A 24,819-nucleotide genomic window follows, 5' to 3' on the forward strand; every position below is an offset into this window, starting at 1 on the left:
TGGCGCGGCAGACCCGCTTCCCGCCGGCAGATCACGCCCGATCGGCCGCCGGCGTCCTCGTCCTGGCCCGGACCAGCCGTTCATACAGAGCCAGATGCCGCCGTGCACAAGCTTCCGGGTGGTAGAGCGTCCGGGCGCGCTCGGCCAGGCGCCGCCCGATCCGGCCCGGGTCCGGCTCGGCGAACAACGCCCGGAGCCCGTCGGCGAGCGCCGCGATGTCGCCCGGCGGTACCAGGAACGCGCGGTCACCCACCATCTCGGGGACCCCGCCGACCGCCGTGGCCAGCACCGGCTTCCCGGCGGCCATCGCCTCGGCCACCACGAGCGGCTGCTGCTCCATCGACGACGGCAGCACGAGCGCGTCCGCGGCGGCCAGCAGCGCGGGGACGTCCGGCCGGAAACCGAGGAACTCCACGCGCCCGGCGAGGGACTGCGCGGCCCGTTCCGCCTTGGCGCGCTGCGGGCCGTCGCCGACGACGGTCAGCCGGGCGTCCGGCGGCAGCACGCCGGGGCGGGCCAACGCCGCCAGCAGGTCGAGGATTCCCTTGCGCTCCACCAGAAGCCCGGCGAAGACGAGGTGCCGCACCGGCCCGTGCGGCGGGACGGGCCGGGCCGGCTCGACGCAGTTGCCGACCTGCACCACCCGCGTCGCCGGCACTTTCAGGCGGTGCCGCAGGAACTCGCCCATCGCCTCGGCGGGCACGATCGTCCGGTCGAGCACCCGCGCGACGACGGCGTCGGCCGCGAGCACGGTCCGCGTGTACGGCGACGGCCCGGCCGCGCGGGAGTCGCCGCGGAACCACGGTTCGCCGACGTCGTCGGGTACGCCGTGGTAGGTCTGCACAAGCGCACCACCGCCGCGAAGACCGGCGATCACCAGCCCGGCGCGCCGGTCCTGGGCGTGCACGACGTCGGGCCGCCACGCCCGGATCGCCGCGCGCGCCCGTCTCGCCGCGCCGAGGTCTTCCTTGCCCGCCACCCGAAGGCAGTGGTGGAGACCGTCGATCAGGTCGGCACCACGGGCCGGCGGCGGCCCGAAGACGCGCACTTCGGTGCCTCCGCGAGCGAGGGTGGCGGCCAGCCGGACGGTGACGTCGACCGGGCCGCCCCGGTCTTGGGTGAGCAGGTACGCGATCCGGGTCACGAGGCACGCTCCGCTGCGGTGAGTTTCTCCACGAGGACGGCGATCTGGTCGGTCATGCGGCCGCGGTCGAAGGACAGCTCCACCCGGCGGCGCCCGCGTTCCCCTTCGCGGGCCGCCGACGCCGGGTCCGCCAAGCGAGCGGCGACGGCGTCGGCGAGGCCGCCGAGGTCCCCCGGCGGCAGCACCGCGCCCGCGTCGGCGACGCTCTGGCGCACGCCGCCGACGTCGAAGGCCACCACCGGCCGCGCGCACGCCATCGCCTCCAGCGGCACCAGGGCCATCCCTTCCGCGCGGGACGGCAGGACCACCACGTCCGCGGCGGTGTACCAGGCCGCGGGCTCGTCGGTGTGCCCTGCCCACCGCACCGACGAGTACGGGTACCGAGGCCGCCACGAGGCGCCCATCGGCCCCTCGCCGGCGAGCACGAGGTGGGCGTCCGGGACGCGCCGCAGCACCGCGGACCACGCCGCCAGCAGCTGGTCCTGGCCCTTGAGTTCGGCGAGCCGTCCCACGCAGACGGCCAGCGGGACGTGCTCCGCCACGCCGAGCCGGCGTCGCGCCGCGGCGCGGTCGGCGGGGAAGAACCGGGTCGTGTCGACGCCGTTGCAGACGACTTCCGCCGGGGCCGTCACCCCGGCGGCCCGGCCGGCGGCGAGCTCGTCGTCGCTCACGCACACGACGAGGTCGGTCCACCGCGAGGCGAAGCGCTCCCACGCCGTGGTCGCGGGCCGCAACGAGCCGTTCGCGGTCTCGAAGGACCACAGGTGCGGCTGGAAGACCGTCGGACGGGTACCCCGCAGGGCCAGCCGCCCGGCCAGGCCGGCCTTCGAGCTGTGCAGGTGCACGACGTCCGGCGCCAGTTCGGTCAGGAGCCGGCGAAGCCGGAGCGTCTCGGTGCTCGTGGCCGGACCGGGGGACCGGCCCGCGGGCCAGCCGCGGACGTCGACACCGTGGTCCCGCGCGCGTTCGGGCAGCTCGCCGGACGGCGGGCAGACCACCGTCACCGCCCAGCCGCGATCCCGTTGCGCCACCGCGAGGTCCAGCACGACCGCGGCGACCCCGGCCGTCACCGGCTGGGAGACGTGCACGACCCTCACCGGAGGCGCAGTTCCGCGATGGCGGTGCGCTGCAAGAGAAGCGTCGCGCCGACATAGCCGGCGACGAAGACGACGGCTTGCGTGACGGCACCCGGCCAGGAGGCCGCGTAGGGAAGCACGAGCGCGGGGAGAGCCGCGGCGACGCAGGCGAGCAGGACGCGCACGCCCATCCCGGCCAGTGGCAGCCGTACCCCGGCCCCGGCCAGCACGCGCCAGGCGATCGGCACCACCAGCCACGCTGCGGCGAGCTGGACGGCGGCGACGGCTTCGATCCCGGCGCGGGTGCACAGCGCGAGCCCGGCCGCCAGCAGCACGAGGTGCGCCGTCTCGAGCGCCAGGTACCGCCGGACGTGCCCGGTCGCCTTCACCGCCTGGTACCAGATCTGCAGAAGACAGATACCCACGCCGTAACCGGACAGCAGCACGAGCGGGCCGGTCGCGGCGGCCCACCGGTCGCCCAGCAGCACGACGCGGTCGGCGAGGACGGCGAGCCCCGCGTACAGCCCGCCGGTGACCACGAGCACCGCCCGGGTGAACCGGACGACGGCCGGGGTCAGCGGCCGGCCTTCGCGCCGCAAGCGCGTGAACACCGGGAACGCGACGGCGCCGAGCACCACCGCCACCATGATGTAGGGCACCCAGGCCAGCCGGTAGGCCAGCGAGTAGACGCCCACCGCGGCCGGCCCGAGGGCGTGGCCCACCGCCAGGTAGTCGAGGTTGACCAGCAACGCGCCCACGACCGCTGCCGGGCCCACCACCGCCACCCAGCGCAGGGCTTCCCGGGCCGCGCCCGCGTCCCAGCACGGGCGCACCCCGCCGCGTACCAGCACGCCCAGCACCGGCTGCGCTACGGCCGTGGCCAGCAGGCCGAGCACCAGGGAGACCGGACCGGTGCCGCAGACGGCGAGCACGACCGTCAGCGCGGCGCCGAGCACCGCGCCGCCGCCGTCGGGCAGCAGCCGGCGGCGGAAGTCGAGTTCCCGGTGCATCAGGCCCAGCTGGACGCCACCCGCGGCCGAGAACGGCAGGCCGAGCGCGGCCAGCCGGACGAGGCCGGCGGCGTCCGGGGTGCCGAGCAGGGCGGTGAGCGGGCCGGCGGCGGCCACCAGCCCGACGGTCAGGAACAGCCCGGCGCCGACGCTCAGCGTCAGCACCGTGCCGGCCATCCGGCGCGGGTCCCGCGCGGTGCGGCCGATGACGTCGTAGACGCCGATCGACTGCACCACCTGGCCGAGGTTGACCAGCGCCACGGCCAGGGCCACGGCGCCGAGCTGGCCCTCGGTCAGCACGGCGGCCAGCACCAGCGTGACCAGCATCTGGCCGCTCTTGCTGACGAGGTTGACCGCGCCGAGCCACAGCGATCCCCGGACCGCGCGGGTCCCGAGCGTCATCCGGCCACCACCGGCCGGGCGGCCCGCGTCCGCGTGGACCGGAAGACCAGCAGGCACCACGCGACGACGACCGCCACACCGTCCACGGTGACCGCCGCCCGCGGCCCGAACGCCGAGACCACCGCGGAGTCCACTGTGTACAGATGGGCGAAGGGCACGGCCAGCGCGAGCGCCGCGGCCACCACGAGTTTCTCGCGTTGCCAACAGAGCGCGACCAGCGCGGGTACGGCGAGCAGGACGTCGCCGGGCTGGTGCACCACGCAGACCACGACGGCCAGGCACGTCAGCAGGTCGGCGACCGGCGACTCGCCCTCCCGGTCGAGCCGCCGGACCAGCCGGATGCTCGTCGCCAGCACCACGGCCAGCACCACCAGCTCGATGCCGGCGGGGGCCCAGCCGGTGACGCGGAACAGCACCGCGGCGACGTCGATCCGTTGCGCGGTGGGGGAATCCACCGCGCCGTAGTCGGTGGCGCGGGCGTGGGCGAGGTTCGCGGCGACGACGTCGAGGAACGGTCCGACCCCGCCGCCGCGCACCACGAGCAGCAGCACGACCGGCAGGCTCGCGGCGGCCGCGATGGCGGTGCCGGTGAGCGCCACCCGCCGCGAACCGCGGGCGAACAGCAGGACGGCCAACGGAAACCCGTACTGCGGCTTCAGCCACGCGATCGCCAGCGCGACCGCGGCCCACCCCGGCCGGTCGCGCCGGGCCAGCAGAGCGCCCGCCGCGCCGAGCGCGATCAGCGGGTTGACCTGGCCGACGTAGAGCTGGGCCTTACCGACCTGGCTGGTCACCAGCAGCGCCGCGACCACGGCCGTGGTGACCGCGAAGGGCGCGAACCGCCGGACCGCGTGGGCCGCCAGCGCCGCGAGCGCGACGAGCAGCAGCAGCGAGCACACCGAGAACGCGATCGCGCCGGCCCGGTAGCCCAGGAGCGCGAACGGCGCGTGCAGCAGCAGGTGGTAGGGCTGGTAGAGGTTGAAGTCCTGGCGCACCGGCCAGTGCGCGAACATCGCGGCCGGGTCGTAGGGGTTGCCGCCGCCGAGGAACTCGCGGATCGGGAAGTACAGGGCATCGCGGAAGTCCTGGAGCCGTTCTTCGGGCCGGTTGCCCCACGTCGGCAGCGGGACCTCCCACGAGGGCGTGAGCGCGTGCCAAGCGCTCACCCCGCCGGCGAGCACCGCGACGACGAACACCGTGCGCTGCCGCGGGGTCATGCCAGGACCACCGCCACGAGCACGGCGTCCGCGGGCAGCACGCTCACGGCGGCGGTCAGCTCTTCCTGGCGGCGGCCGGCGGTCACGGCCACCACGGACACGCCGTCGTTTTCGCCCTCCGGCAGGCCGGCCGCCAGTTTCGCCGCGGTCTCGGCGAGTTCGGGGCGCACGGGCAGCACCCGGACGGGACGGCCGCCCGCGTCGCCGAGCACGGCCAGCCGGTCGGCGACCGCGGGGTCGTCCGCGCGCAGGACGGCGACCGGGCGGTGGATCCCCGCCGCGGCCAGCGCCCGGCGCACGGGACGCGGGCCGCCGCCCGGGGCCAGCCTGCGGAGCGCCGCGGTCGCGAGCCCGGCCGCGACCGCGCCGACCAGCGCCAGCCCGAGCACCAGCGGCGTGTCCGGCGCCACCGCGACGACCTCGGGCCGCGGGTCCAGCGTCCGCAGCTTCCCGGCCGGGGCCAGCAGGTCCGCGTCGATCATCGCCTTGCCCAGCGCGGTGGCCGCGGCGCCGGCCCGCTCCGCCGTGGCCGCCCGCACCGACAGGCGCGCGAGCCCGGACGCCGGGACCAGCTCGACGGACACGTGCCCGCCGAGTTCGTCGGGGGAGTAGCCCGACACCGGGGCCGCCGCCTTCAGCACCGACGGGCTGCGGGCCAGCTCGACCAAGGCGGGCAAGGTCAGCGAGACGACTTCGCCGTACTGCGCGGCGTCGGCCGCCGGGGTGGCCAGCAGGCTCACGCGGCCCTGGTACTCCTCGCCGCGCGCCAGCCCGATGACGAGCACGAGCGCCCCGGCCAGCAGGGCGACGGCCACGCTCAGCGCGGCCGTGCGGGGCACGAAATCCTTCACCGGACACCTCGGAGCAGTTCGTCGTAGGACTTCATCAACGGGTGCGGGTCGTACTCCCGCCGGATGGTGCGCAGGCCCGCGGCGGCCGCGGATTCGCGCGCGGCTGCGTCGAAGAGCAACGTGGTCAGTGCGGCGGCCGTCGCGGCCGGATCGCCCGGCGGCACCACCAGCCCGCCGCCGTCCGCCAGGACTTCGCCGACCCCGCCCACGTCCGTCGCGACCACCGGGCGACCGGCCGCCAAGGACTCCAGCACCGCCAGCGGCAGGCCTTCCCAGTCGCTGGTGAGGACGGTGACGTCGGCGGCCGCGAGCAGGTCGGCGACGTCGGTGCGGGTGCCGAGGAACTCGACCCGGCGCCCCAGCGCTTCGGCCCGGCCGGCGAGCTCGCCGCGCAGGCTGCCGTCGCCGGCCAGCCACAGCACCGCGTCGCCGTCGACCGCCGCCCAGGCGTCGAGGAGGACGTCGTGGCGCTTCTGCGGTTCGAGACGGGCGAGGCAGAGCGCGACCGGCGTCCGCGCCGGGACGCCGAGCGACGCGCGCACCTCGGCGCGGCCGAACACCGGCGGCCGCGCGAACACGGCGTTGCGGATCACCACGGGATCGGGAAGACCGGCGCCGGTCAGCTGGCCGGCCGTCGCCGGAGACACCGCGACGACGTGACGGGACGTGCGCCGCAGGATCCGGGCGGCGGCCGGGACGTCCTCGTCGGCGACGCCGTGGAAGACGGTCACCACCGGCCGCCGGGTGGCGAGCCGGGCGACCAGGCTCGCGCCGACGTTGTGCGCGAGCACGACGTCGGGCCGGAACCGCGTCACCGCGCGGCGGACCGCCCACGCCGCCTTCAGCACGCCCGTCTTGCTGCGGCGCGCGAGCGGGACACCGAATACCGGCGTGCCCGCCGCCGCGAGTTCGCGGGCGCGAAAGCCGCCGCCACCGGCGACCGCGGACTCCCAGCCGTAGTCCCCGCCGTGGGCCACCATCCCGGCCACGAGCGTCTCGGCCCCGCCGGCGCCCAGCTCACTGATGACGTGCAGCACCCGCATCGGTGCTCCCCCTTCCTTCCCGGCGAAGCCGGAGTTCGGCCGCGACGGCGAACGCGGCCATCGACCACAGCGGCAGGTAGTACTGCTCGGACAGGAACGTCGAGGTGACCAGCACCGCGAGCAGGGCCGCCTGGATCGCGACGGCTTCCGTCCGCCGCGGGCCCGGGCCCGCCCGCCGGACGGTGCGCTCGCTCGCCACCGCGGCGACGCCGATGACCCCGGCGAACAGCGCGAACCCGGGCAGGCCGAGTTCGGCGGCGACTTCGAGGTACATGTTGTGCGCCACCGGGGTCTGCTCGTCGACCTCGGCGTTGTGCGACTCGGCGGCGTAGTGCTCGCGGAAGCCGCCCGGACCGACGCCGAGCACCGGGTGCGCGGTCACCATCCGGGCCGCCGCCTGCCAGCGCAGCTCCCGGGTGTCCACATTGGACGCGGCGATGAAGCTCTTCTCCTGCGCCGCGCGGGCCAGGTGCGGACCGGCGACCAGGAGCGTCCCCAGGCCCAGCGCGACGACCGCGGCGGCCGTCGCGGCGACCAGCCGCCACGGCAGCACCCGGCGGGCGAGCAGCCAGCCGGCCGCGGCGGCCAGACCGAGCGCGCCGCCGCGCGAGAACGTCGCCGCGGCGCCCGCCACCAGGATCACGCCCGCGGTCGCCGTCGCGAAGGTCCGGGTGCGGACGGCCACGAGCAGGGGAACGGCCGCGACGAGGAAGTACGCCAGGTCGTTGGGATCCGGCTGGGGTCCGCTCGCCCGGGCCTGCCCGTCGGCGACCAGGCTGACCAGCGCACCGGCACCGGCGACGGTGGCCCCCGCGGCCGCGGCCAGCAGCAGCCACCGGAGCGGCACCTCCCGGCCCGCGACGTCCGCGAGCACGGCGGTGACCACCAGGAACGGCAGCCAGCGCACGGTGTACTCGGCGGTGAACGGGCCCGCGGAGTGCCACGCCGCCGTCGCGGCCAGCACCACGGCGAGCAGCGCGAGCACGGCGTGCAGCGGTGCCGGCCGGGGGAACCTCCGCTGCCGGGCGCGCACCGCGAGCCAGACCGCCGTCAGCAAGGCCGGGGCGAGCTTGCCGAGCTGGGGCTGCACGGCCGTCAGGTAGCCCTCGACCGGGGCCAGCGCGACGGTCGCGCAGGCGAGCACCGGCAGCAGCACCGGTGCCCGGGTGCCGGCGAACGTGGTCATCTGCCGGCGTCCAGCCGCGTGACCGGGCGGGTACGCCGCACCTCGGACCGCCGGACGTACTCGCCGGTGCCGACGACGTCGAAGTGCTCGCGCAGCGCGGCGAGCACCCAGCCGAGCCAGGCCACCTTCCGCGGCCCCGGGGTCGCCATGCCGGGGAAGAACTCCATGCCGGGCGCCTCGGTGCCGCCGAGGACGTCCGTGGGGTGGAGCAGGAGGGAGGGCGCGACCCCGCGGGCTAGGCAGAGCCGCAGCGCCGTCCGGAAGTACGCGCGGGCCAGCCGCGGCGACACCTCGTGCAGCTGCAGCAGGTACGAGCCGTGGATGGGCGTGCGCAGCAGCGGCATCGTCGTCACCGGCAGCTCCACCAGCGCGCTGCTCCCGCACGTCCGCCAGCGGTAGGCGTGCACCGGCGCCAGCACGCGCGAGAAGCCGCCGAAGAGCTCGCCGAGGCCCTCGCCGCCGGCGCCCGCACGCACGGTCCGGTTGTGGTAGGCGCGGGCCAGCGGGCCGATCCAGGTGGGCAGCGTGCTGGCGTCGTAGGCGTAACCGCGTTCGGCGAGCAGCTCGACCAGGTCCCGCGTGACGCTGTAGCCGGGGCCGCGGAACCCGGTGGGCCGGGGCACGCCGGCGGCGACGATCGCCTCCTCGGTCCGGCTCAGCTCGTCTTCGAGCCGGTCGCGGGAGTACCGGTGCAGCCAGGGTTCGTGGCCGAAGGAGTGGTTCGCCACCTCGTGCCCCGCGGCGGCGATCGCGGCGACCGCCTTGGCGCCGTCTTCGCGGACCGCGTCCGCGCCGACCACGAAGAACGTGAGCCGCTGCCCCCCCAGGACGTCGAGCAGCCGGGGGACCGCGGTACCGAGGTAACTCGGGTGGTCCCGCCAGGCGGGGTCGCCGTGGGTCTTGAGGTAGGCCCAGAGGTTGTCGAGGTCGATCGACACGCTGGCGAGGGGCCGCGTGGTCACGCGGCCTCCCGGACGACGGCGGTGGCGGCGGTCCGGGACCGCGCGCCGAGCAGCAGCACGCCGGTCACGACCACGGCGAGGCCCGCGGCGATCCACGGCCCGTGCCCGTCGGCGACGCGGTCGCCGAGGACGGTGAGGCCGGAGACCGAAGCGAGCACGATCGTGGTGGCGTCCGCCGTCGCCACGACGAGGGGCGCCCGGCCGCGCTGGAGGGCCACCGCCATCGACGCCTGCCCGAGCACCGCGGCGACCAGCATCAGCCAGGTCAGCGGGTGGCCCGGCAGCGCGGAAAGGTCGAGGTGGGCCAGCGCGCGGCTGGCGACCGCCACGACGGCGAACGCGACGCCGGACAGCACCGCGGCGGGCCGGAACGTGGCCGCCCAGCCCGCGAAGACCATGGCGAGCCCGATCCCGGCCACCACGGCGGCGAGCGTGGCCACGCCCGCCGCCGGGAGGTCCGCGGCGACGGAGGCCGACGACGAGCCGGCGAGGACGACGAGCCCCGCGGCCAGCAGCAGGAGCGTCAGTGCTTCCCCCGCGCGGATCTCCCAGCCCAGCACGACCACGCCGAACACCGTGGCCAGGCCGATCGCCGACGACGAAGCCGTCTGGACGAGGTACAGCGGCAGCGACGCACGGGCGGCGAACGCGAGCGCGAAACCGCCGGCCTGACCGGCGAAACCGAGCAGGTACAGCGGGTCGGCGGTCAGCCGGGCCAGCAGTCCCAGCCCGGCCCCGCGCCGGTCGCCCGCCCTCCGGGCGGCGACGCTCTGCGCGACGATGCCCACCGCGTAGAGCACCGCCGACGCGGCGAGCACTGCGTAATCCATCGCGCACTGAGTCCTTCGGTCGGGAGCAACGCGAAGCTTAGGAAAAGCACCGGCGTTTCCCGTTCGGAGGACTGAATTGCCGAGTGGGTGACGGAATGGCGTGTGATCGGCTTTCGGAGTTACCCGGGAGCGTGATGCGTTCGAAGAATTCCGTCGCGATGGCACGGTGCGTGACGGAATTCCGGGAAACCGGCGCGGGGAAACGGGTTCCGCCTCCGGAAAACGCGCATTCGCGGTCCGGCAGGTGCACCTTTTCGGGTTAGGGGAATGGCGGTCGGCCGTTCGCGCGTGTCACCCGATCGGAGGTCCGGCTGGACACGGCCGATCGCGGTTCACGCGGGGGTTTCGGCGGTGGCGGTCAAGACCGCGCGGCCGAGGGTGTGGCCCGCCATCGTGAAGCCGAGCACCGCCGGCGTGGCGTCGGCCGGGACGCCGATCGAGCCGACGTCCAGCGCGTGCACCACGACGAAGTAGCGGTGCGGTCCGTGCCCGGCGGGCGGCGCCGCGCCGAGGTAGCGGGCCACGCGCGCGTCGTTGGGCAGCTGGAACGCGCCCTCGGGGAGGCCGGCGCCGGTGTCGTCGCCGGCGCCCTCGGGGACTTCGGTGACCGTGCCCGGGATGTCGGCGACCGCCCAGTGCCAGAACCCGGAGCCGGTGGGGGCGTCGGGGTCGTAGACGGTGACGGCGTAGCTCCTGGTGCCGTCCGGCGCGCCGCTCCAGGACAGCTGCGGGGAGAGGTCCTTGCCGCCCGGGACTCCCGAAGACCACTGCTCGAGCGACCAGGCGCCGCCGTCGGCGACCGAGGTGCTGGTGAGGGTGAAAGCGGCTGCTTCGGGGAGGCGGGCGAACGGGTCGTTGCGGGTCATCTGTGGTTCCTTCCGGTCGAGCCTTCATCGATGATCGTACAGATAATCGATTATCTTCCGCAACATCTACACTGCCGGTCATGGCCCAGATGCTGTCGGAGCAGGTCTACGCCCACCTGCGGGACGCGATCATGCGCGGGGACTACGCCCCGGGCGAGGCGCTCAAGCCCCAGGACCTCGCCCGGGAGCAGGGCGTGAGCCTGGCCGTCGTGCGCGAGGCGCTCGTGCGGGTGGTCGGCGAAGGCCTGGCCGACCGGCTGCCCAACCGCGGCTTCGCCGTTCCGGCGTTCTCCGACCGGCGCTGGCAGGAGATCACCGAGGCGCGCCGGACCGTCGAGCCCGTCGTGCTGCGCCTTTCCGTCGAACGCGGCGACGTCGACTGGGAAGCCCGCGTCCGCGCCGCGCACCACCGCCTGGCCCGCACGGAGCCGTACGCGCCCGGCGAAGGCGAGTACTACAGCGCCGCGTGGTCCGAAGCGCACCGCGCCTTCCACCGCACCCTGCTGGAGGGGTGCGGCAACGCCGTCCTACTCGACACCTTCGACCGGATGTGGGCCGCGAGCGAGCTGGCCCGCCGGTGGTCCTCGCGGCGCACGCCCGGGCGGGACGCCGTCGCCGAGCACCGCGGCCTGGAGGAGGCGGCCCTGAACCGCGACGCCGACACCGCGGCGGAGCGGCTCGTCCGGCACCTCACCCTGACCGCGGCCGCCCTCGAGGGCTGAGGCGGGAACCCGGTTCGCCGCGGTGTTTCCCGCCGGCCGGAACCAGGTCTCGCGCCCGGCGGCCGAGCGGTCCTCGTTCTGGCGTGTCCGGCCCCGGCTGCTCCGACCAGGGGTACGGCCGTGTCAGACTGCCGGGCGATGCTCACCCCAGCCGATCTCGCCGACCTGCTCGAATGCGAACACCGCAGCGTCCTGAACCAGGCGTCGGCCGCGGGCCTGCCGGGTGCGCCGCGGCCCGTCGCCGACCCCGCCGCCGGCCGGCGCGGGCGTGCCGCCGCCCACGCGATGCTCGCCCGCCTGCGCGGGGAAGGCCACGACGTCTTCGAGATCGACACCACCGACCGCGTCGCCGCCGCCGAGACCACCGCGGCGGCCTTGTGGTCGGGCGCGGCGGTGATCCACCGGGCCGTCCTCCACGACGAGGACTTCTCCGGCGTGGCGGACTTCCTGATCCAGGACGGCGAAGGCCGCTACGAGGTCTACGACGCCGAACCGGCCCGGCAGGCGAAGCCCGCCGCGGTGGTCCGGCTGGTCGCGTTCGCCGACGCGTTGCGCCGGGCCGGGTGGCCGACCGGTCCGCACGTGCACCTGCGCCTGGGCGACGGCGGCACGCGGACGCTCCGGGTCGACGACTTCCGGCCCCTGGTGGACCGCCTGCGAACCCGGTTGCGCGGCCGCGCGCCGGAGTTGCCGACGCCGTTGTGGGCCGACGAACGCCCGGCCTGCGCGGGCTGCGGGTACGCCCGCCACTGCGCGTCGGCCCGCGAAGCCGACCGTGACCTGCTGCTCGTGGCCGGGATGCGCGGTGACCAGCGCCGCAAGCTGGCCGCCGCCGGGCTGGGGTCGATCGACGCGCTGGCGGCCGCGACGCCGGCCGACCGGCCGCGGGACCTGTCCGCGACGGCGTTCACCGCCCTGCGCGCGCAGGCCGCGCTCCAGGTGCGGCAGGACGCCACCGGTGCGGTCAGCTACGAGGTCGTCGACCCCGACGCCCTGGCCGCGCTGCCGGTACCCGCACCGGGCGACGTCTTCGCCGATCTCGCGGGCGACCCGCACGCGCTGGCCGGCGAAGGGCTGGAATTCCTCTTCGGTGCGCTCACCCCGGGCGGCGAGCAGCGGTTCACGCCGTTCTGGGCGCATAGCCGCGCCCAGGAGAAGCGCGCCTTCGAGGAGTTCGTGGACTTCGCCGCCGCGCGGGTCGCCGAGCACCCCGGCTCGCACGTCTACCACTACGGGCCGTACGAGGTGACCGCGATCAAGCGGCTCGCCGCCGTGCACGGGACCCGCGAGGAGACCGTCGACCAGCTGCTGCGCGGCGGCGCGCTGGTGGACCTGCACACCGTGGTCCGCAAGGCGCTGCGGGTCTCGCAGCGGTCGTACTCGATCCGGCACCTCGAGCCGCTCTACCGGCCCGGGACGCGCGAGGGCGACGTGAAGACCGCGCTGTCGGACGTCGAGGCCTACGAGGAGTACCTGCTGCTCGCCCGGTCCGCCGAGCCGGGCCGCGCGGAGGAGATCCTGCGCGGCATCGCCGGGGACAGCGAAGAGGACTGCGTCTCGGCGCTGCGGTTGTTCGAGTTCCTGCACCAGGTTCGGGCCGAGTCCGGCATCGAGCTCGCGGCCGCGGCGGAGGAGTCGCCCGAGGACGCCTTGCTGCGCCAGGCCGAGGAGGACGTCGCCGCCGAGCGCCGGGCCGAACGCGCCGCGCGGCTGGCCGCGCTGGTCGACCCGCTGCTCGACGGGCTGCCGGACGACCCGGGCGAGTTCACCGGCGACGAGCGGGCCCGGGCGCTGCTGGCGGCCGCCGTCGGCTACCACCGCCGTGAGACGAACCCCGCGTGGTGGGAGTACTTCCGCCAGCTCGCCGCCCCGCTCGGCGACCTCGAAGTCGACACCTCGTGCACCGTCCCGGTGTCCCTGGAAGCGGGGGAGTGGGTCCCGCCCGCCGGGCGCGTCCGCACCGCGAAGCGGACCCTGGTCGTGGCGTGCGACCCGGACCGGCCGCACCCGTTCGCACCCGGCGACGAGGTGCGGCTGCGCTACGCCGGGATCACCCGCGACGCCAAGGTCGCGGCCGCGTCGGCGGTGGAGCTGACGCTGGAGGAGAGCTGCCCGCCGGACGCCACCACCGCCGACCGGCCGTCCGCGGTGCTGCCGGGCAGCCCGGTGCGGCCCTCGCCCAAGGACGAGGCGGTCGCCGACCTCGCGCAGCTGGTCGTCGACGCCCTCCCGGCGCTGCCGCGGCACCCCGGCGTCGACCTGCTCCGGCGGACCCCGCCGCGGCTGCGTGGCGGAGCTTTGCCCGAGCCCGGCGCGGATCTGGTCGCCACCGTGATCGAGGCGGTCGAAGCCCTCGACGGCTCGACGCTCGCGGTCCAGGGGCCGCCCGGAGCGGGCAAGACGTATCTGGCCGGGAAGCTGATCGCGCGGCTCGTGCGGGCCGGGCGGACCGTCGCCGTCACCTCGACCAGCCACAAGGCCGTGGAGAACGTGCTGAGCGCGGCGAAGAAGAGCGCGCCGGAGCTGCCGTGCGCCAAGCGCGCGAAGCGGACGCCGGACCCGGCCGCGCCGTGGGAGCAGCCGAAGAGCAACCCCGCGCTGGTGAAGTGGCGGGAGGAGCACGGCACCGGGCACCTGGTCGGCGGCACGGCGTGGACGTTCGCCAACGCCGCGATCCGCGAAGAGCCGTTCGACCTGCTGATCATCGACGAGGCGGGCCAGTTCGCACTGGCCGACGCGCTGGCGGTGTCGATGTGCGCGAAGAACCTGCTGCTGCTGGGCGACCCGCAGCAGCTCCCGCAGGTGGTGCAGGGGACGCACCCGGCGGGCGCGGAGGCGTCGGCGCTGGGCCACCTGATCGGCGAGGCCGACATCATGCCGGCGGAGCTGGGCTACTTCCTCGACGAGACGCGCCGCATGCACCCGGCGGTGTGCGAGCCGGTGTCGAAGCTGTCGTACGCCGGCCGCCTGCGCGCCCACCCGTCGGCGGCCGAGCGCGCCCTCGCGGACGTCCCGGCCGGACTGTACGTGGCCGAGGTCGACCACCACGGCAACACGACCCGTTCGGTGGAGGAAGCCGCGGCGGTGGTCGACATCGTGGCTTCGCTGACCGGTCGCGTGTGGACGGACCACGGCGCCGGCCGGCCGCTGGCCGACACGGACATCGTCGTGGTGGCCCCGTACAACCTGCAGGCGCGCACGGTGACGCGAGCGCTGGCGGACGCCGGGTTCCCGGGTGTGCGGGTCGGCACGGTGGATCGCTTCCAGGGCCAGGAGGCCCCGGTGGTGATCACGACGATGACGTCGTCCTCGGCGGTCGACCTGCCCCGCGGGCTGGACTTCCTGTTGTCCCGCAACCGGTTGAACGTCGCGTTGTCGCGGGCGCAGGTGCTGGCGGTGCTGGTGTGCTCGGCCAAGCTGGTGGAGGCGGACATCCGCACGGTGGAGCAGATGCGGCTGGTGGCGGGCATGATCGGCTTGCTGGGCGAAGCCCGGCCCTGGCCGCCGGTCACGGCCACAGCTCGGCCGCTGGCCGGCGAGGGCGGAACCGCCGGAGGTACTCGGTCGGGAAGCCCTCAACCGCCCGGTTGCTGATTCGCGAGATCCGGACATACCGCGGAAACCGCCGGGCAGCCCGGCACCCCGGCGTCCCAGCGGCGTCCCACGGGGTGGCCGTTCCCGCTGGTCCGCCGGGGTGGGACTGTCCCACCGTCCCGTTCTCGCCGGTGACCGGCGACCGGCGGGGTGAACTGCTGCCAGCCTCCTCGCCATGCAAAGACTCGCTCTGGCCGTCGCGGCGCTGCTGGTGCTCCCCGCCGCCGCCGCGACCGCGGCCGAACCCGCCGCCGAACCCGTTGCCGTGTGCGGGCACACCAGCTCCCAGCCCACCCTGGCCCAAGGGGCCACCGGCGCCGCCGTCGCCGAAGCCCAGTGCGAACTCAACCTCGCCACCAAGGCCGGCCGGTACTCGCCCATCGGCGCGGACGGCTCCTTCGGGCCCGCGACCGACGCCCGCGTGCGCGTGTTCCAGAAGTGCGCCGCCCTGAGCGTCGACGGCCGGATCGGGCCCAACACCTGGGCCGCGCTGAACTCGTGGGCCGCGCGGCCGCGCAAGTGTGCCACGCAGGGCACCGCCGGCACCGCGCAGAGCGTCGTGTGCGGCCACTCCACCGCTCGCCCGACCCTGCAGAGCGGTTCCACCGGCACCGACGTCAAGGAACTCCAGTGCCGGCTGAACCTCGCGATGGAGCCGGGCCACTACCCGCCGCTGACGATCGACGGGCAGTTCGGGGACGGCACCCGCACCCGGGTGATCCAGTTCCAGCACTGCGTCAACGCCAGTGCCGACGGCGTCGCCGGGCCCACCACGTGGGCGAAGGTCAGCGACTGGTCGAGCCGCAACACCTACTGCGTGCCGCCGAAGCCCGCCGGGCACCCGATCGACGGCGTCGACACCGCGAAGTACCAGCACCCCGGCGGCGCGCCGATCGACTGGGGCGCGGTGAAGGCGTCCGGCGTCGAGTTCGCGACCGTCAAGGCGACCCGCGGCCTCAACGTCACCGACGACTACCTCGCCACGGACCTGCCCGCCGCCCGCAACGCGGGCCTGGCGGTGGGGCCGTACCACTTCTACACGGGCACGGCGGCCGGTACCGGCGGCGCGCAGGCGGACCGGTTCATCGCCGCCGTCAAGGCCACCGGGTACACCGGCAAGCGCGCCGGCGACCTGCCGCCCGTGTTCGACCTGGAGTGGAAGGACGACGGCTCCGGCGGCTGTCCGCCCTACGTCACCGTCGCCGACGCCAAGGCGTGGCTGGACAAGGTCCAGACGGCGTTCGGCCGGACCCCGATCATCTACACCCAGAAGTCGTTCCTGGACGCGTGCCTGGGCGGCACCACGGCGCTGTCCGCCTACCCGATGCAGCTCGCGGACTACCGGCAGTCCGTCACGCAGCCGGCGCTGCCCACCGGGTCGAAGACCTGGCTGATGTGGCAGTACACCGACGCCGCCGTCCCCGACGGCATCCCCGCGCCGGCCACCGGCGACGTCTTCAACGGCACGCAGGCCGACCTCGACCAGCTCGCCAACCGCTGAATCCCCGCTAGGAAAGGACGAGAATGACCCTCCCCCTCAGCCGCCGCACGGTGCTCCGCGGCGCGGTGGTGCTCGGCGCGACCGCGGCGGTCAGCCCGCTGCTGCTGACCGGCACCGCCCAGGCGTACCCGTGGTCGCGCACCCTCGTGCAGGGCAACACGGGCGCCGACGTCACCGAACTCCAGATCCGCGTCGCCGGGTGGGCGGCCGACCGGGCCAGCCAGACCCGGGTCTCGATCGACGGCGAATTCGGCCCCGGCACGGCGGCGGCGGTCCGCAGATTCCAGACCGCCTACGGCCTCGGCGCGGACGCCCAGGTCGGCCCGGCCACGCAGGCCGCGCTCAACGCGCTGGAGCAGAGCGACGGGTCCACCGCGCACTTCAACTTCAGCGAGTTCACCGACCGCGAAAGCGGCACGTTCAACGGCGGCAAGGTCAGCGCGGCCACCGCCAAGGAGAACGCCCGGCGCTGCATGTACAAGCTGGAGGCGCTGCGCAAGAAGCTCGGGAACACGCCGATCACGGTGAACTCCGGGTTCCGCAGCATCGCGCACAACGCCGAGATCGGCGGCGCCAGCGACAGCATGCACCTGTACGGCACCGCCGCCGACCTGAACGTGCCGGGCGTGTCGAACAAGACCGTCTACCAGAAGGCCGAGACCTGCGGGTTCTCCGGCCTGGAGACCTACAACACCGACCACCAGCACGTCGACAGCCGAGCCGACCTCGGCCGCTCGTGGTGGTGGGAGAACGGCACGGTCTGATCCGGCGGCTGGGGGTCTGACGCCGGAAACCCCGCTGTGCCGGGGGTTTCCGGCGTCAGCGTGCCGCGAAGCCCGCGCCGTCCGGGCCCGCTCCCAGGGGGCCGCCCCTCGCGGAGGGCGCGGGCTTCGCCCTTTCCGGTGCTCAGTGCGGCGGCGGTTGCAGGGCCGCCGAGCAGGACGGCCAGTCGTGGAAGTCCCGGCGCGCGCTCCACAGGCGGTGTGCCGCGTCGATGTTCCAGGCCGGGTCGAAGGCCTGGCGCGGCGTCCCGCCCAGGTCCAGCAGGCGGGCGTCGGAAATCTGGAAGATCCCCCAGTTCCGGCTGCCGTTGGTGTTCGGCAGCACCCACAGCGGGTCGAGGAACGAGGCGCAGCGGGCGATCGCGACGGCGGTGTCCGGCGCCTCGGTGAACACGGCCCGGATCCGCTGTTCCACCATGGCGGGCGACCAGCCCGCCAGGCTGGTCCGGTGGTCGTAGAGCGCGGTCTTGGTGGCGTCGTCGACCACGCCGCGGGCGGGCAGGCCGGCCAGCACCTGGAACGCGGTGACCCGGCGCAGCGTCTCCGGGCCGAACGAGCCGTCGACCGACAGCCTGCCCTGGGCCGAGACCAGCAGGTTCTGCACCTCGGTGACGCACTCGTCGTGCTGGCCCATGCTCACCGGCGGCCGGCAGGCGGCGGAGAACAGCACCCGGTCGGCGTACCGGCCGGGCGGCGACCCGGACCCGTCGGCGGTGAACCAGAACAGCCCGCCCGCCAGCAGGACGACGGCCGCGATGGCCACCGGGACGTACCAGCGCCGGCGTGGCCGCGGCGACCGGTCCGCCGCGGGTTCCACCGGCACCTCCTCGACTCGGCCGGCGTCGGCGAGGGCCCAGAGCTGGTGCAGCTCACGCAGTTCGTCGGCGGACGCGCCGCAGACCTTGGCGAACGAATGGACGACGCGGTAGTCGGCGGGGACGCTCTTGCCGGAGCAGTACCGGTGCAGGCTGGAGCCGCTGGCGCCGGCCAGCCTGCCGAGCCGTTCGTAGCCCTGGCCGCTGCGGTCCTTCAACATGCGCAGGTAGGCGGCGAACTTGTCCGTGTGCACTGTCACGGTGACGGGAACACCTCGCTCGGGCCAGCGGATGACGGACGGAAGTTAACACCGTCCCGCCGGTTGCCGGGCGGAAACTGGCGGATTGCTCCACTCGGCGCACCGGGCCGCCGGTCACGACCGGGCGGGGACGGACAGTTCGCGGATCAGTTCCGCCGGCACCGTGACGTCGTCGAACCACCGGCCGCCGAACGGGCGGGGGATCGGCAGGATCTGGTCGCTGGAATAGGCGAGGATCTTCCGGTTGTAAGCGCGCATTTCCGCGCGCAGTTCCGGTGGGAACCGGCCGTCCAGCGAAAAGGCGTGGTCCATCTCCGCCAGCAGCCGCTTGGTCTGGTCGATGGTCTTCAGCACCGCTTCGCAGAACACCCGGGACAACACGCCGTGCTCGCCCTTGATCGTCACCAGCCGCTCGATCGCCTCGTACGAAACGTCCTGGATGTCCCGACGGCTCAGCCATTCGGTCTCGTAGTTCAGCCGGCGGTACCAGAGCGGTTCGACCATCGCCCGCCGGTGCTGTTCCAGGGTGCGGTGGTGGATGCGGTAACCGTGCTTTTCCGGCTGCTCGAAGAACCGGCAGCCGGGGTCCAGGAACGGCACCATGGGACAGATCAGCGGCAGCACGGCCGACCCCGCCGTCCCGGCGAACCTGCGGATCAGGCGCTCCGAGTAGGCGACCGTGTCGCGCACGGACCGGGCGTCCTGGTAGGGCATGCCGATGAAGAACCAGATCATCACGCCCTTGATGCCGGCGTCCAGCGCGCGGGGGATCCAGTCCTCCATCTCGGCCATCGTGTAGGTGCCGCGGCCGGCCGCCTTGCTGATCTTCGGGTCGTGCGATTCCGGCGAGAGCATGATGTACGAGTCCGTCGACGCGCCCATCTTCGCCAGCGTGTCCGCGGGCGTCAGGGTGAACTGCTCGAAGGACACGCTCTGGTACCCGACCTCGCGGACGGCGTCGAGGTAGCTGTGCATCCTCGTCTTGCCTTCCGAATAGCACTGGAGGGCGTAGATGGAGGTGTACTTGGCCGCCTCGCCCATCGTCTTGAGCTCTTCGACGATGAGGTCGTGGTCCTTGCGCACCAGGGTCTTGTCGACCTCCATGATGTTGCGGTAGGCGAAGCGGGAGCCGCCGCACCAGCCGCAGTCGTGGGCGCACCCCGTGTTCGGCAGCGTCATGATCAGCTTGCTGGACAACGGGGTCACCGGCGTCGACTGGTAGTACGACCAGTCGTTCCGGACGTTGTTGTAGTCCGTGGCGGGTTTGTGGCTGAACCCCGTGGCGGCGACCCGGTCGCGTTCCTTGTAGAGGAGGTTGGGGATCGACGCGAAGTCCCGGTCGCCGCGGACGACGGCCTCGACCAGCCGCGTGACCGGCTCGAGGGTGTCATAGCCCTGGACGACGACGTCGACCTGCGGGTACTCGACGAGCTCCCGCGCGAAGTAGGTCGCCGAGATGCCCCCGAAGACGATCAGCGCCTCCGGGTGGATCCGCTTCACCACCGCGGCCAGCTCGATCGCGCCGTGGCACTGGGTCATCCAGTGCAGGTCGAACCCGATGACCGGCGCTTCCAGCCGCCCGATGAGCCGCTCGACGTCGAGGTCCGGGTACCGCAGCATCAGCGAGGCGATGTTGACTATCCGGCAGTCGAGGTCGTGGTCGGCCAGCCGCTGCTTGATCGAAAACCAGCCGATGGGGTACATCTCGTAGACGGACGTGACGTTGACGCTGTCGCTGTCGCTCAGGTAGGCGAACAGCATGTCGTCGCGGTCCCGGAAGTCGTAGACGCTGGGCGCGTGCAGCAGGAACATGTCCGCGGTGAGCTTCAAGGGGGCATCCAGACTCTTCGTGGGCGGGTACGGCAACGGTCAGGCCGCCGGCATCGGTTTCGCTTCGCCGCCGACCGCGGCGGGCGGCAGCAACCGGTAGATCTGCCCCATCCCGCCGATCACCCCGTCCAGGCGGGCCAGCGCCGCGTACTGCGGGTCGCGCCGCAGGATCGCGTCGACCTCCCGGAGCCGCCACATCGGCGTGCGGGGGAAGAGGTGGTGGACGAGGTGGAAGCCCTCGCCGTCCTTCTCCCCGAGCAGGAAGCGGCTCACCAGGCCGTAAACCCGGTTCCAGGTCATGAAGATGTCGACCTTCCGCGCGGTCTCGATCAGCGGGTAGTGCTCCATGAGCTCGGCCACGGCGCCGATCCAGACCTGCGTCGTGATCAGCGGCACGATCCAGAGCACCAGCAGCCACGGCCACCAGCCGCCGAGCACCGCCCACGCCAGCACCGCGGCGAGGACGACGATCCGCAGCCGCAGTTCCGCCGCCTGCTCGCCCTTCGTGACGATCCGGTGCCGCAGCAGGTAGAGCACGTAGGAGGCGGTGGCCTGCGGGCTCAGCATCGTCCACAGGTACCGGCGCAGCGCGGGCTGGCTGAGGTTGTCGCCGCACAGCCCGTTGTCCTGGTACTGCCGGTAGTCGGGATCGCGGTCCGGGTCGCCGAGACTGCCGTGGTGCTCGCCGAGGTGCGAGGCGCGGTAGCCGGTGAAGCTCTGCAGGACCGGGTAGCCGCCGAACACCGCCCCGACGACGTCGCCGACGCGGTGGTTCGCCATGAACGCGCGGTGGGTGGCCATGTGCAGGACCCCGGCGAGGGCCCGCTGCCGGCCGCCGATGAAGAAGACGGCGACGACATAGACGGGAATCGACGCCCACAGCGGCCAGTGCTCGTACGCGAGCACCGACGCCGCGCACCACGCCGCGATCCACGCCCAGTGCTCGATCACCTCGAGCGGCCCGTGCCAGTTGTCCAGCCGCGCCGCCACGCGCACCGCCGCGACGATGTCCGGCGAAAACTTGTACCGTTCAATGCGAAAAGTACTGGACACAGTCGTTTCCCTCCATACTCGTCACTTCGCCCGGCTCACCGACGACATGGTGAATCCCCCGACCCGCAGCGGTGGCATCGCGCAGCGCGTGAAGTCGTCGCTCCATTCGCGGGGCAGCGTCCGGTCCTCGGTCGCGCCGACTTCGAGCAGGCGGTCGAGCATGCCGACCGGCGATTCGTTGAACCGGAAGTTGTTCACCGCCCCGGCGACCTCGCCGTTTTCGACGAGGTACACGCCGTCCCGGGTCAAGCCGGTCAGCAGCAGCGTCCGTGGGTCGACCTTGCGGATGTACCACAGGCAGGTCAGCAGCAGCCCGCGTTTCGTGGCCGCGATCATGGCGTCCAGCGACGGCGGCGAGTCGCCGTCGCCGGTCAGCACCAGGTTGTCCACGGCCGGGGTCACCGGCAGCCCCGCGAGCGCGGCCGAATACCGGCTGGACCGCAGCGCGGACAGGACACCCGCCGAGATCCACGGGACGCGCCCGGCAGGCAGCCCGTTGTCGAACACCGAGGAGTCCGGCTCGGAGCCGTGGCCCACCACGAACGGCCGGCACTCGAGGCCCGGGTGCCCGGGGTCGCTGAACAGCGTGATCGGCAGGGCCGCGAGCCGCTCGCCGATCCGCGTCCCGCCACCGGGCCTGCCGAACACCGTCCGGCCTTCCGCGGCCGCCCGCAGCCCGGCCGACCAGTACAGGTGGACCATCAGATCGGCGACGGCCGTCGGCGGCAGCACCGTCTCGTACCGCCCGGCGGGCAGCTCGAGCTGCCGCGACTGCCACGACAGCCGCCGCGCGAGCGAGGCGTCCAGCGACGCGATGTCCACGTCCGAGAAGTCCCGGGTCGTCGCCCCGGCCCACGCCGAGCGGGTCAGGTCCGGTGACTTCGCGTTCAGCTCCAGCCGTCCGGTTGGCTGGTCGTGGCGCACCCGCAGCCCGGCCGACGTCCCCAGGAACGTCGAAGTGACCTGGTGCTCGGCGAACCCGTACAAGGTGCGGCCGGCTGCGGCGGCCGCGCTCAGCGTGGCGCCCAGCTCGGCCGCGAACCGCCGCAGCACGCCCACTTCGGTGCCGGCCGGCGGATCGTCCCAGGACGCCGGAGCCGGGCCCGCCGGCAGCTCACCGGCGTCTTCGGCGGCCGGCGCGGCCGAAGCGGTCTTGACCGCCTCGCGGACGACGTCCCCGACCTCGGCCGGGTGGACGTCCGACCGCGTGACCGTCCCGACCCCGCACGTGCCGTCCGGACGCCGGTCGAGCGCGATCACCTTGAGGCCGCGGGAGGTGGTGACGCCGTTGGTCGTCAACGTGTTCCCCGCCCAGCGCAGGTTCGCCGCGGAGTGCTCCTCGGCGATGGCGACGAGGTCGCCGCCGCGCGGTCCGGCCGCGAGCGCCAGCTCGACGGTGTCCTGCGGGGAAGCCGGCATCTCAGTCCTGCCCTTCCCGCGCGGTGTTCAGGACCCGCACCCCGGCGAAGCACGCGGCCGGCGTGCCGTGGCTGACCGGGGCGAGCTGCCCCGGCTGTCCCTTGCCGCAGTTGAACTCCCCGGCCAGGACGTGGGTCCGCGGACCGCCGAGGGCCGCCAGCGAGTTCCAGAAGTCCGTCGTCGTCGCCTGGTAGGCCACGTCCTTGAGCTGACCGGCCAGCCGCCCGTGGCGGATCCGGTGGAACCGCTGGCCGGTGAACTGGAAGTTGTACCGCTGCATGTCGATGGACCAGGACCGGTCGCCGACGACGTAGATGCCGTCCTCGACCCCGGCGATCAGCCCGGCGACGTCCGGGCCGTCCGGCGCGGGCCGCAGCGACACGTTGGGCATCCGCGCCAGCGGCATGTGGCCGGGGGAGCAGGCGAACGCGCACCCGGTGGACCGGCCGAACCCGCCGAGCCGGGCCGTCCGGCGGTCGAGCTGGTAGCCGGTGAACACGCCGTCGACGATCAGGTCCCACGACTGGGCGGCCACGCCCTCGTCGTCCCAGCCGACGGTGGCCAGGCCGTGCGCCACCGTCCGGTCCGCGGTGACCTGCATGAGCTCCGAGCCGTAGCGCAGGGAGCCGAGCTTGTCGGGCGTGGCGAAGCTGGTGCCCGCGTAGGCGGCCTCGTAGCCGAGCGCGCGGTCGAGCTCGGTGGCGTGGCCGACCGACTCGTGGATGGTCAGCCACAGGTTGGTCGCGTCGATGACGAGGTCGTAGTCGCCGGCCGTCACCGACGGCGCGTGCACCCGCTCGGCGAGCAGGTCCGGGAGCTCGGCGAGCTCGCCTGGGAAGTCCCAGCCGGTGCCGGTCAGGTACTCCCAGCCCCGGCCGGCCGGCGGGGCCAGCGTGCTCAGGTCGTCGAACCCCGCCGCCGTGACGGCGACCGCGGTGAGCTGCGGGAAGAGGCGAACCCGTTGCTGGGTCGCGGAAGTCGCCCCGTCGCTGTAGAACGTGCACTCCTTGACCTGGTGCAGGCCGGCGTTCACGTGCGAGACGACGGACCGGCCCAGCAGGCCGGCACTCCACTGCGCGAGCAGGTCGATCTTGTCCTTCGCGGGGACCGTGAACGGGTCGACGTCGTAGGCCGAAACCCAGGTCACGTCGCCGTGGGCGGGCTCGGGAGCGAGCTCGATGCGCTCGGTGTTCATCGCGGCGGCGACCCGGGCGAGCTCGACGGCCTTGCGCGCCGTTTCCCGCGCGGCCGCCGGGGTCAGGTCCACCGTCCCGGCGAAGCCCCACGTCCCGTCGACGACCACCCGCACGGCGAGGCCGGCGTCGTCGGTGTCCGAAAAGGACTGAAGCCGGGCGTCCGACAGCCGCAGCCGCTGGCCGCGCGTGCGGGCCACCCGGAAATCGGCGTGCCCGGCGCCGGCCGCGCGGGCCTCGGCCAGTGCCGCGTCCGCGAGGTCGTGCAGCGGCAGCGCGGCGAACCCGGGGTCGACGGCGTGCGTCATCGCACGCCCGTCGTCCGGGCGAGGCCGGCGCACACCGCGGCGAGGACGTCCTGGCGGGCGGTGTTCACGAAGAAGTGGCCGCCGGGGAAGCCGGACACGTCGACCGGGCCCGAAACCACCTCAGCCCACGTCCGCCGCAACCGGTCCGGGTCGGGCACTTCGTCGGTTCCGTAGTACAGGTGCAGCGGGCAGTCCAGCGGCGGGGCCGCCGGATCCACGCGGTAGCTGTCCTGGACGTCGAGATCCGCGCGCAGCACCGGCAGCAGCAGATCCATCAGCTGGTCGTTGTCCAGTGCTTCCGGCGGGATCAAGCCGAACTCGGCGATTTCGGCCCGCAACGCGGTGTCGCCGAGGTCCCGGGTCTTCGGCGCGGACGAGATCACCCGCGGCGCGGCGCACCCGGAGACGATGAGGAGCGCCGGCCGGTGTCCCCGGGCCGCGAGACTCCGGCCCACCTCGAACGCCAGCAGACCGCCGAGGCTGTGGCCGAACAACGCGATCTCGGCGTCGAGCAACGGTTCCATCGCCTGGACGAGCTCGCCGAGCAAGGTGGTGAAGTCGGTCTCGGCCGGTTCCGTGAAGCGGCTGCCCCGGCCCGCGAGGCGGGGCGCGACGACGTCGGTCCCGGGAATCCGGCCCGCCCAGTCGCGGTAGAGGTTTTCGCCGCCCCCGGCGTAGGGGAAGCAGAAGAGGCGACGCGGTTGCGTGAGCGGCCGGCGGAACGTGGTGTACGTCAGCCGAGCCGAGCCGGTCAC

20 protein-coding genes are annotated in these 24,819 nt (G+C 74.1%); 4 read left to right on the forward strand and 16 right to left on the reverse strand.

Annotation, left to right across the window (positions count from 1 at the left end):
* Positions 1–31 precede the first annotated feature (31 nt).
* From AB0J40_RS34405 to AB0J40_RS34450, 10 genes are all read right to left on the reverse strand, one after another.
* On the reverse strand, positions 32–1,144 hold the full coding sequence (locus AB0J40_RS34405; protein ID WP_364461608.1) for a glycosyltransferase family 4 protein: 1,113 nt from the start codon (positions 1,142–1,144) through the stop codon (positions 32–34).
* Positions 1,141–2,232 (reverse strand): glycosyltransferase, encoded by a 1,092-nt coding sequence (locus AB0J40_RS34410; protein WP_364461611.1) that lies wholly within the window; start codon positions 2,230–2,232, stop codon positions 1,141–1,143. Before AB0J40_RS34410 ends, AB0J40_RS34405 begins: the two co-directional genes overlap by 4 nt.
* A gap of 5 nt (positions 2,233–2,237) precedes the next feature.
* Positions 2,238–3,632, reverse strand: coding sequence for an oligosaccharide flippase family protein (locus AB0J40_RS34415; RefSeq protein WP_364461614.1), 1,395 nt, complete (start codon positions 3,630–3,632; stop codon positions 2,238–2,240).
* Positions 3,629–4,849, reverse strand: coding sequence for a glycosyltransferase family 87 protein (locus tag AB0J40_RS34420; RefSeq protein WP_364461617.1), 1,221 nt, complete (start codon positions 4,847–4,849; stop codon positions 3,629–3,631). Before AB0J40_RS34420 ends, AB0J40_RS34415 begins: the two co-directional genes overlap by 4 nt.
* Positions 4,846–5,700: a hypothetical protein gene (locus AB0J40_RS34425; RefSeq protein ID WP_364461619.1), complete on the reverse strand. Its 855-nt coding sequence runs from the start codon at positions 5,698–5,700 to the stop codon at positions 4,846–4,848. Before AB0J40_RS34425 ends, AB0J40_RS34420 begins: the two co-directional genes overlap by 4 nt.
* Entirely contained in the window at positions 5,697–6,743 is a 1,047-nt protein-coding gene (locus AB0J40_RS34430; protein ID WP_364461622.1) for a glycosyltransferase, read from the reverse strand. The genes AB0J40_RS34425 and AB0J40_RS34430 overlap by 4 nt, the downstream gene beginning before the upstream one ends.
* Positions 6,718–7,929, reverse strand: a complete 1,212-nt coding sequence (locus tag AB0J40_RS34435) for an O-antigen ligase family protein (protein WP_364461625.1) — start codon at positions 7,927–7,929, stop codon at positions 6,718–6,720. The genes AB0J40_RS34430 and AB0J40_RS34435 overlap by 26 nt, the downstream gene beginning before the upstream one ends.
* Positions 7,926–8,891, reverse strand: a complete 966-nt coding sequence (locus tag AB0J40_RS34440; protein WP_364461628.1) for a polysaccharide deacetylase family protein — start codon at positions 8,889–8,891, stop codon at positions 7,926–7,928. Before AB0J40_RS34440 ends, AB0J40_RS34435 begins: the two co-directional genes overlap by 4 nt.
* Entirely contained in the window at positions 8,888–9,721 is an 834-nt protein-coding gene (locus tag AB0J40_RS34445) for a hypothetical protein (RefSeq protein WP_364461630.1), read from the reverse strand. The genes AB0J40_RS34440 and AB0J40_RS34445 overlap by 4 nt, the downstream gene beginning before the upstream one ends.
* 332 nt (positions 9,722–10,053) lie before the next feature.
* Positions 10,054–10,587 carry a YbhB/YbcL family Raf kinase inhibitor-like protein gene (locus AB0J40_RS34450; protein ID WP_364461633.1) on the reverse strand — a complete coding sequence of 178 codons (534 nt, stop codon included), beginning with the start codon at positions 10,585–10,587 and terminating at the stop codon, positions 10,054–10,056.
* An 89-nt stretch (positions 10,588–10,676) separates the two neighbouring features.
* Between AB0J40_RS34450 and AB0J40_RS34455 the strand changes: the two genes are divergently transcribed.
* The 4 genes from AB0J40_RS34455 (at position 10,677) to AB0J40_RS34470 (ending at position 17,168) form a co-directional block, all read left to right on the forward strand.
* A complete protein-coding gene (locus AB0J40_RS34455) occupies positions 10,677–11,309 on the forward strand; it encodes a GntR family transcriptional regulator (protein ID WP_364461724.1) in 633 nt (210 codons plus the stop codon).
* A gap of 138 nt (positions 11,310–11,447) precedes the next feature.
* Positions 11,448–14,903 carry a TM0106 family RecB-like putative nuclease gene (locus AB0J40_RS34460; protein WP_364461636.1) on the forward strand — a complete coding sequence of 1,152 codons (3,456 nt, stop codon included), beginning with the start codon at positions 11,448–11,450 and terminating at the stop codon, positions 14,901–14,903.
* Between the two features lie 175 nt (positions 14,904–15,078).
* Positions 15,079–16,404 (forward strand): GH25 family lysozyme, encoded by a 1,326-nt coding sequence (locus tag AB0J40_RS34465; RefSeq protein ID WP_364461639.1) that lies wholly within the window; start codon positions 15,079–15,081, stop codon positions 16,402–16,404.
* Between the two features lie 23 nt (positions 16,405–16,427).
* Complete coding sequence (locus AB0J40_RS34470; protein ID WP_364461642.1) at positions 16,428–17,168, forward strand: D-Ala-D-Ala carboxypeptidase family metallohydrolase; 741 nt, start codon at positions 16,428–16,430, stop codon at positions 17,166–17,168.
* A 142-nt stretch (positions 17,169–17,310) separates the two neighbouring features.
* Here AB0J40_RS34470 and AB0J40_RS34475 read toward each other — a convergent pair whose 3' ends face one another.
* From AB0J40_RS34475 to AB0J40_RS34500, 6 genes are all read right to left on the reverse strand, one after another.
* Positions 17,311–18,261 carry a helix-turn-helix domain-containing protein gene (locus AB0J40_RS34475; RefSeq protein ID WP_364461645.1) on the reverse strand — a complete coding sequence of 317 codons (951 nt, stop codon included), beginning with the start codon at positions 18,259–18,261 and terminating at the stop codon, positions 17,311–17,313.
* Between the two features lie 114 nt (positions 18,262–18,375).
* Positions 18,376–20,091: a cobalamin-dependent protein gene (locus AB0J40_RS34480; protein ID WP_364461648.1), complete on the reverse strand. Its 1,716-nt coding sequence runs from the start codon at positions 20,089–20,091 to the stop codon at positions 18,376–18,378.
* Positions 20,092–20,130: 39 nt separating this feature from the next.
* Positions 20,131–21,144, reverse strand: coding sequence for a fatty acid desaturase (locus AB0J40_RS34485; RefSeq protein ID WP_364461651.1), 1,014 nt, complete (start codon positions 21,142–21,144; stop codon positions 20,131–20,133).
* Positions 21,145–21,165: 21 nt separating this feature from the next.
* Positions 21,166–22,563: a metallopeptidase TldD-related protein gene (locus AB0J40_RS34490; RefSeq protein ID WP_364461654.1), complete on the reverse strand. Its 1,398-nt coding sequence runs from the start codon at positions 22,561–22,563 to the stop codon at positions 21,166–21,168.
* Position 22,564: 1 nt separating this feature from the next.
* Positions 22,565–24,064 (reverse strand): TldD/PmbA family protein, encoded by a 1,500-nt coding sequence (locus AB0J40_RS34495; protein WP_364461657.1) that lies wholly within the window; start codon positions 24,062–24,064, stop codon positions 22,565–22,567.
* On the reverse strand, positions 24,061–24,819 hold the full coding sequence (locus AB0J40_RS34500) for an alpha/beta fold hydrolase (RefSeq protein WP_364461659.1): 759 nt from the start codon (positions 24,817–24,819) through the stop codon (positions 24,061–24,063). Before AB0J40_RS34500 ends, AB0J40_RS34495 begins: the two co-directional genes overlap by 4 nt.

The sequence above is a fragment of the Amycolatopsis sp. NPDC049691 genome, assembly GCF_040675005.1.
GTDB lineage: Bacteria > Actinomycetota > Actinomycetes > Mycobacteriales > Pseudonocardiaceae > Amycolatopsis.

Excerpts from the sequence above, each read along its gene's own strand:
- AB0J40_RS34415 (WP_364461614.1), bottom strand. The coding sequence starts at position 3,632 with ATGACGCTCGGGACCCGCGCGGTCCGGGGATCGCTGTGGCTCGGCGCG.
- AB0J40_RS34420 (WP_364461617.1), bottom strand. The coding sequence starts at position 4,849 with ATGACCCCGCGGCAGCGCACGGTGTTCGTCGTCGCGGTGCTCGCCGGC.
- AB0J40_RS34430 (WP_364461622.1), bottom strand. The coding sequence starts at position 6,743 with ATGCGGGTGCTGCACGTCATCAGTGAGCTGGGCGCCGGCGGGGCCGAG.
- AB0J40_RS34435 (WP_364461625.1), bottom strand. The coding sequence starts at position 7,929 with ATGACCACGTTCGCCGGCACCCGGGCACCGGTGCTGCTGCCGGTGCTC.
- AB0J40_RS34445 (WP_364461630.1), bottom strand. The coding sequence starts at position 9,721 with ATGGATTACGCAGTGCTCGCCGCGTCGGCGGTGCTCTACGCGGTGGGC.
- AB0J40_RS34450 (WP_364461633.1), bottom strand. The coding sequence starts at position 10,587 with ATGACCCGCAACGACCCGTTCGCCCGCCTCCCCGAAGCAGCCGCTTTC.
- AB0J40_RS34455 (WP_364461724.1), top strand. The coding sequence starts at position 10,677 with ATGCTGTCGGAGCAGGTCTACGCCCACCTGCGGGACGCGATCATGCGC.
- AB0J40_RS34460 (WP_364461636.1), top strand. The coding sequence starts at position 11,448 with ATGCTCACCCCAGCCGATCTCGCCGACCTGCTCGAATGCGAACACCGC.
- AB0J40_RS34465 (WP_364461639.1), top strand. The coding sequence starts at position 15,079 with ATGCAAAGACTCGCTCTGGCCGTCGCGGCGCTGCTGGTGCTCCCCGCC.
- AB0J40_RS34470 (WP_364461642.1), top strand. The coding sequence starts at position 16,428 with ATGACCCTCCCCCTCAGCCGCCGCACGGTGCTCCGCGGCGCGGTGGTG.
- AB0J40_RS34490 (WP_364461654.1), bottom strand. The coding sequence starts at position 22,563 with ATGCCGGCTTCCCCGCAGGACACCGTCGAGCTGGCGCTCGCGGCCGGA.
- AB0J40_RS34495 (WP_364461657.1), bottom strand. The coding sequence starts at position 24,064 with ATGACGCACGCCGTCGACCCCGGGTTCGCCGCGCTGCCGCTGCACGAC.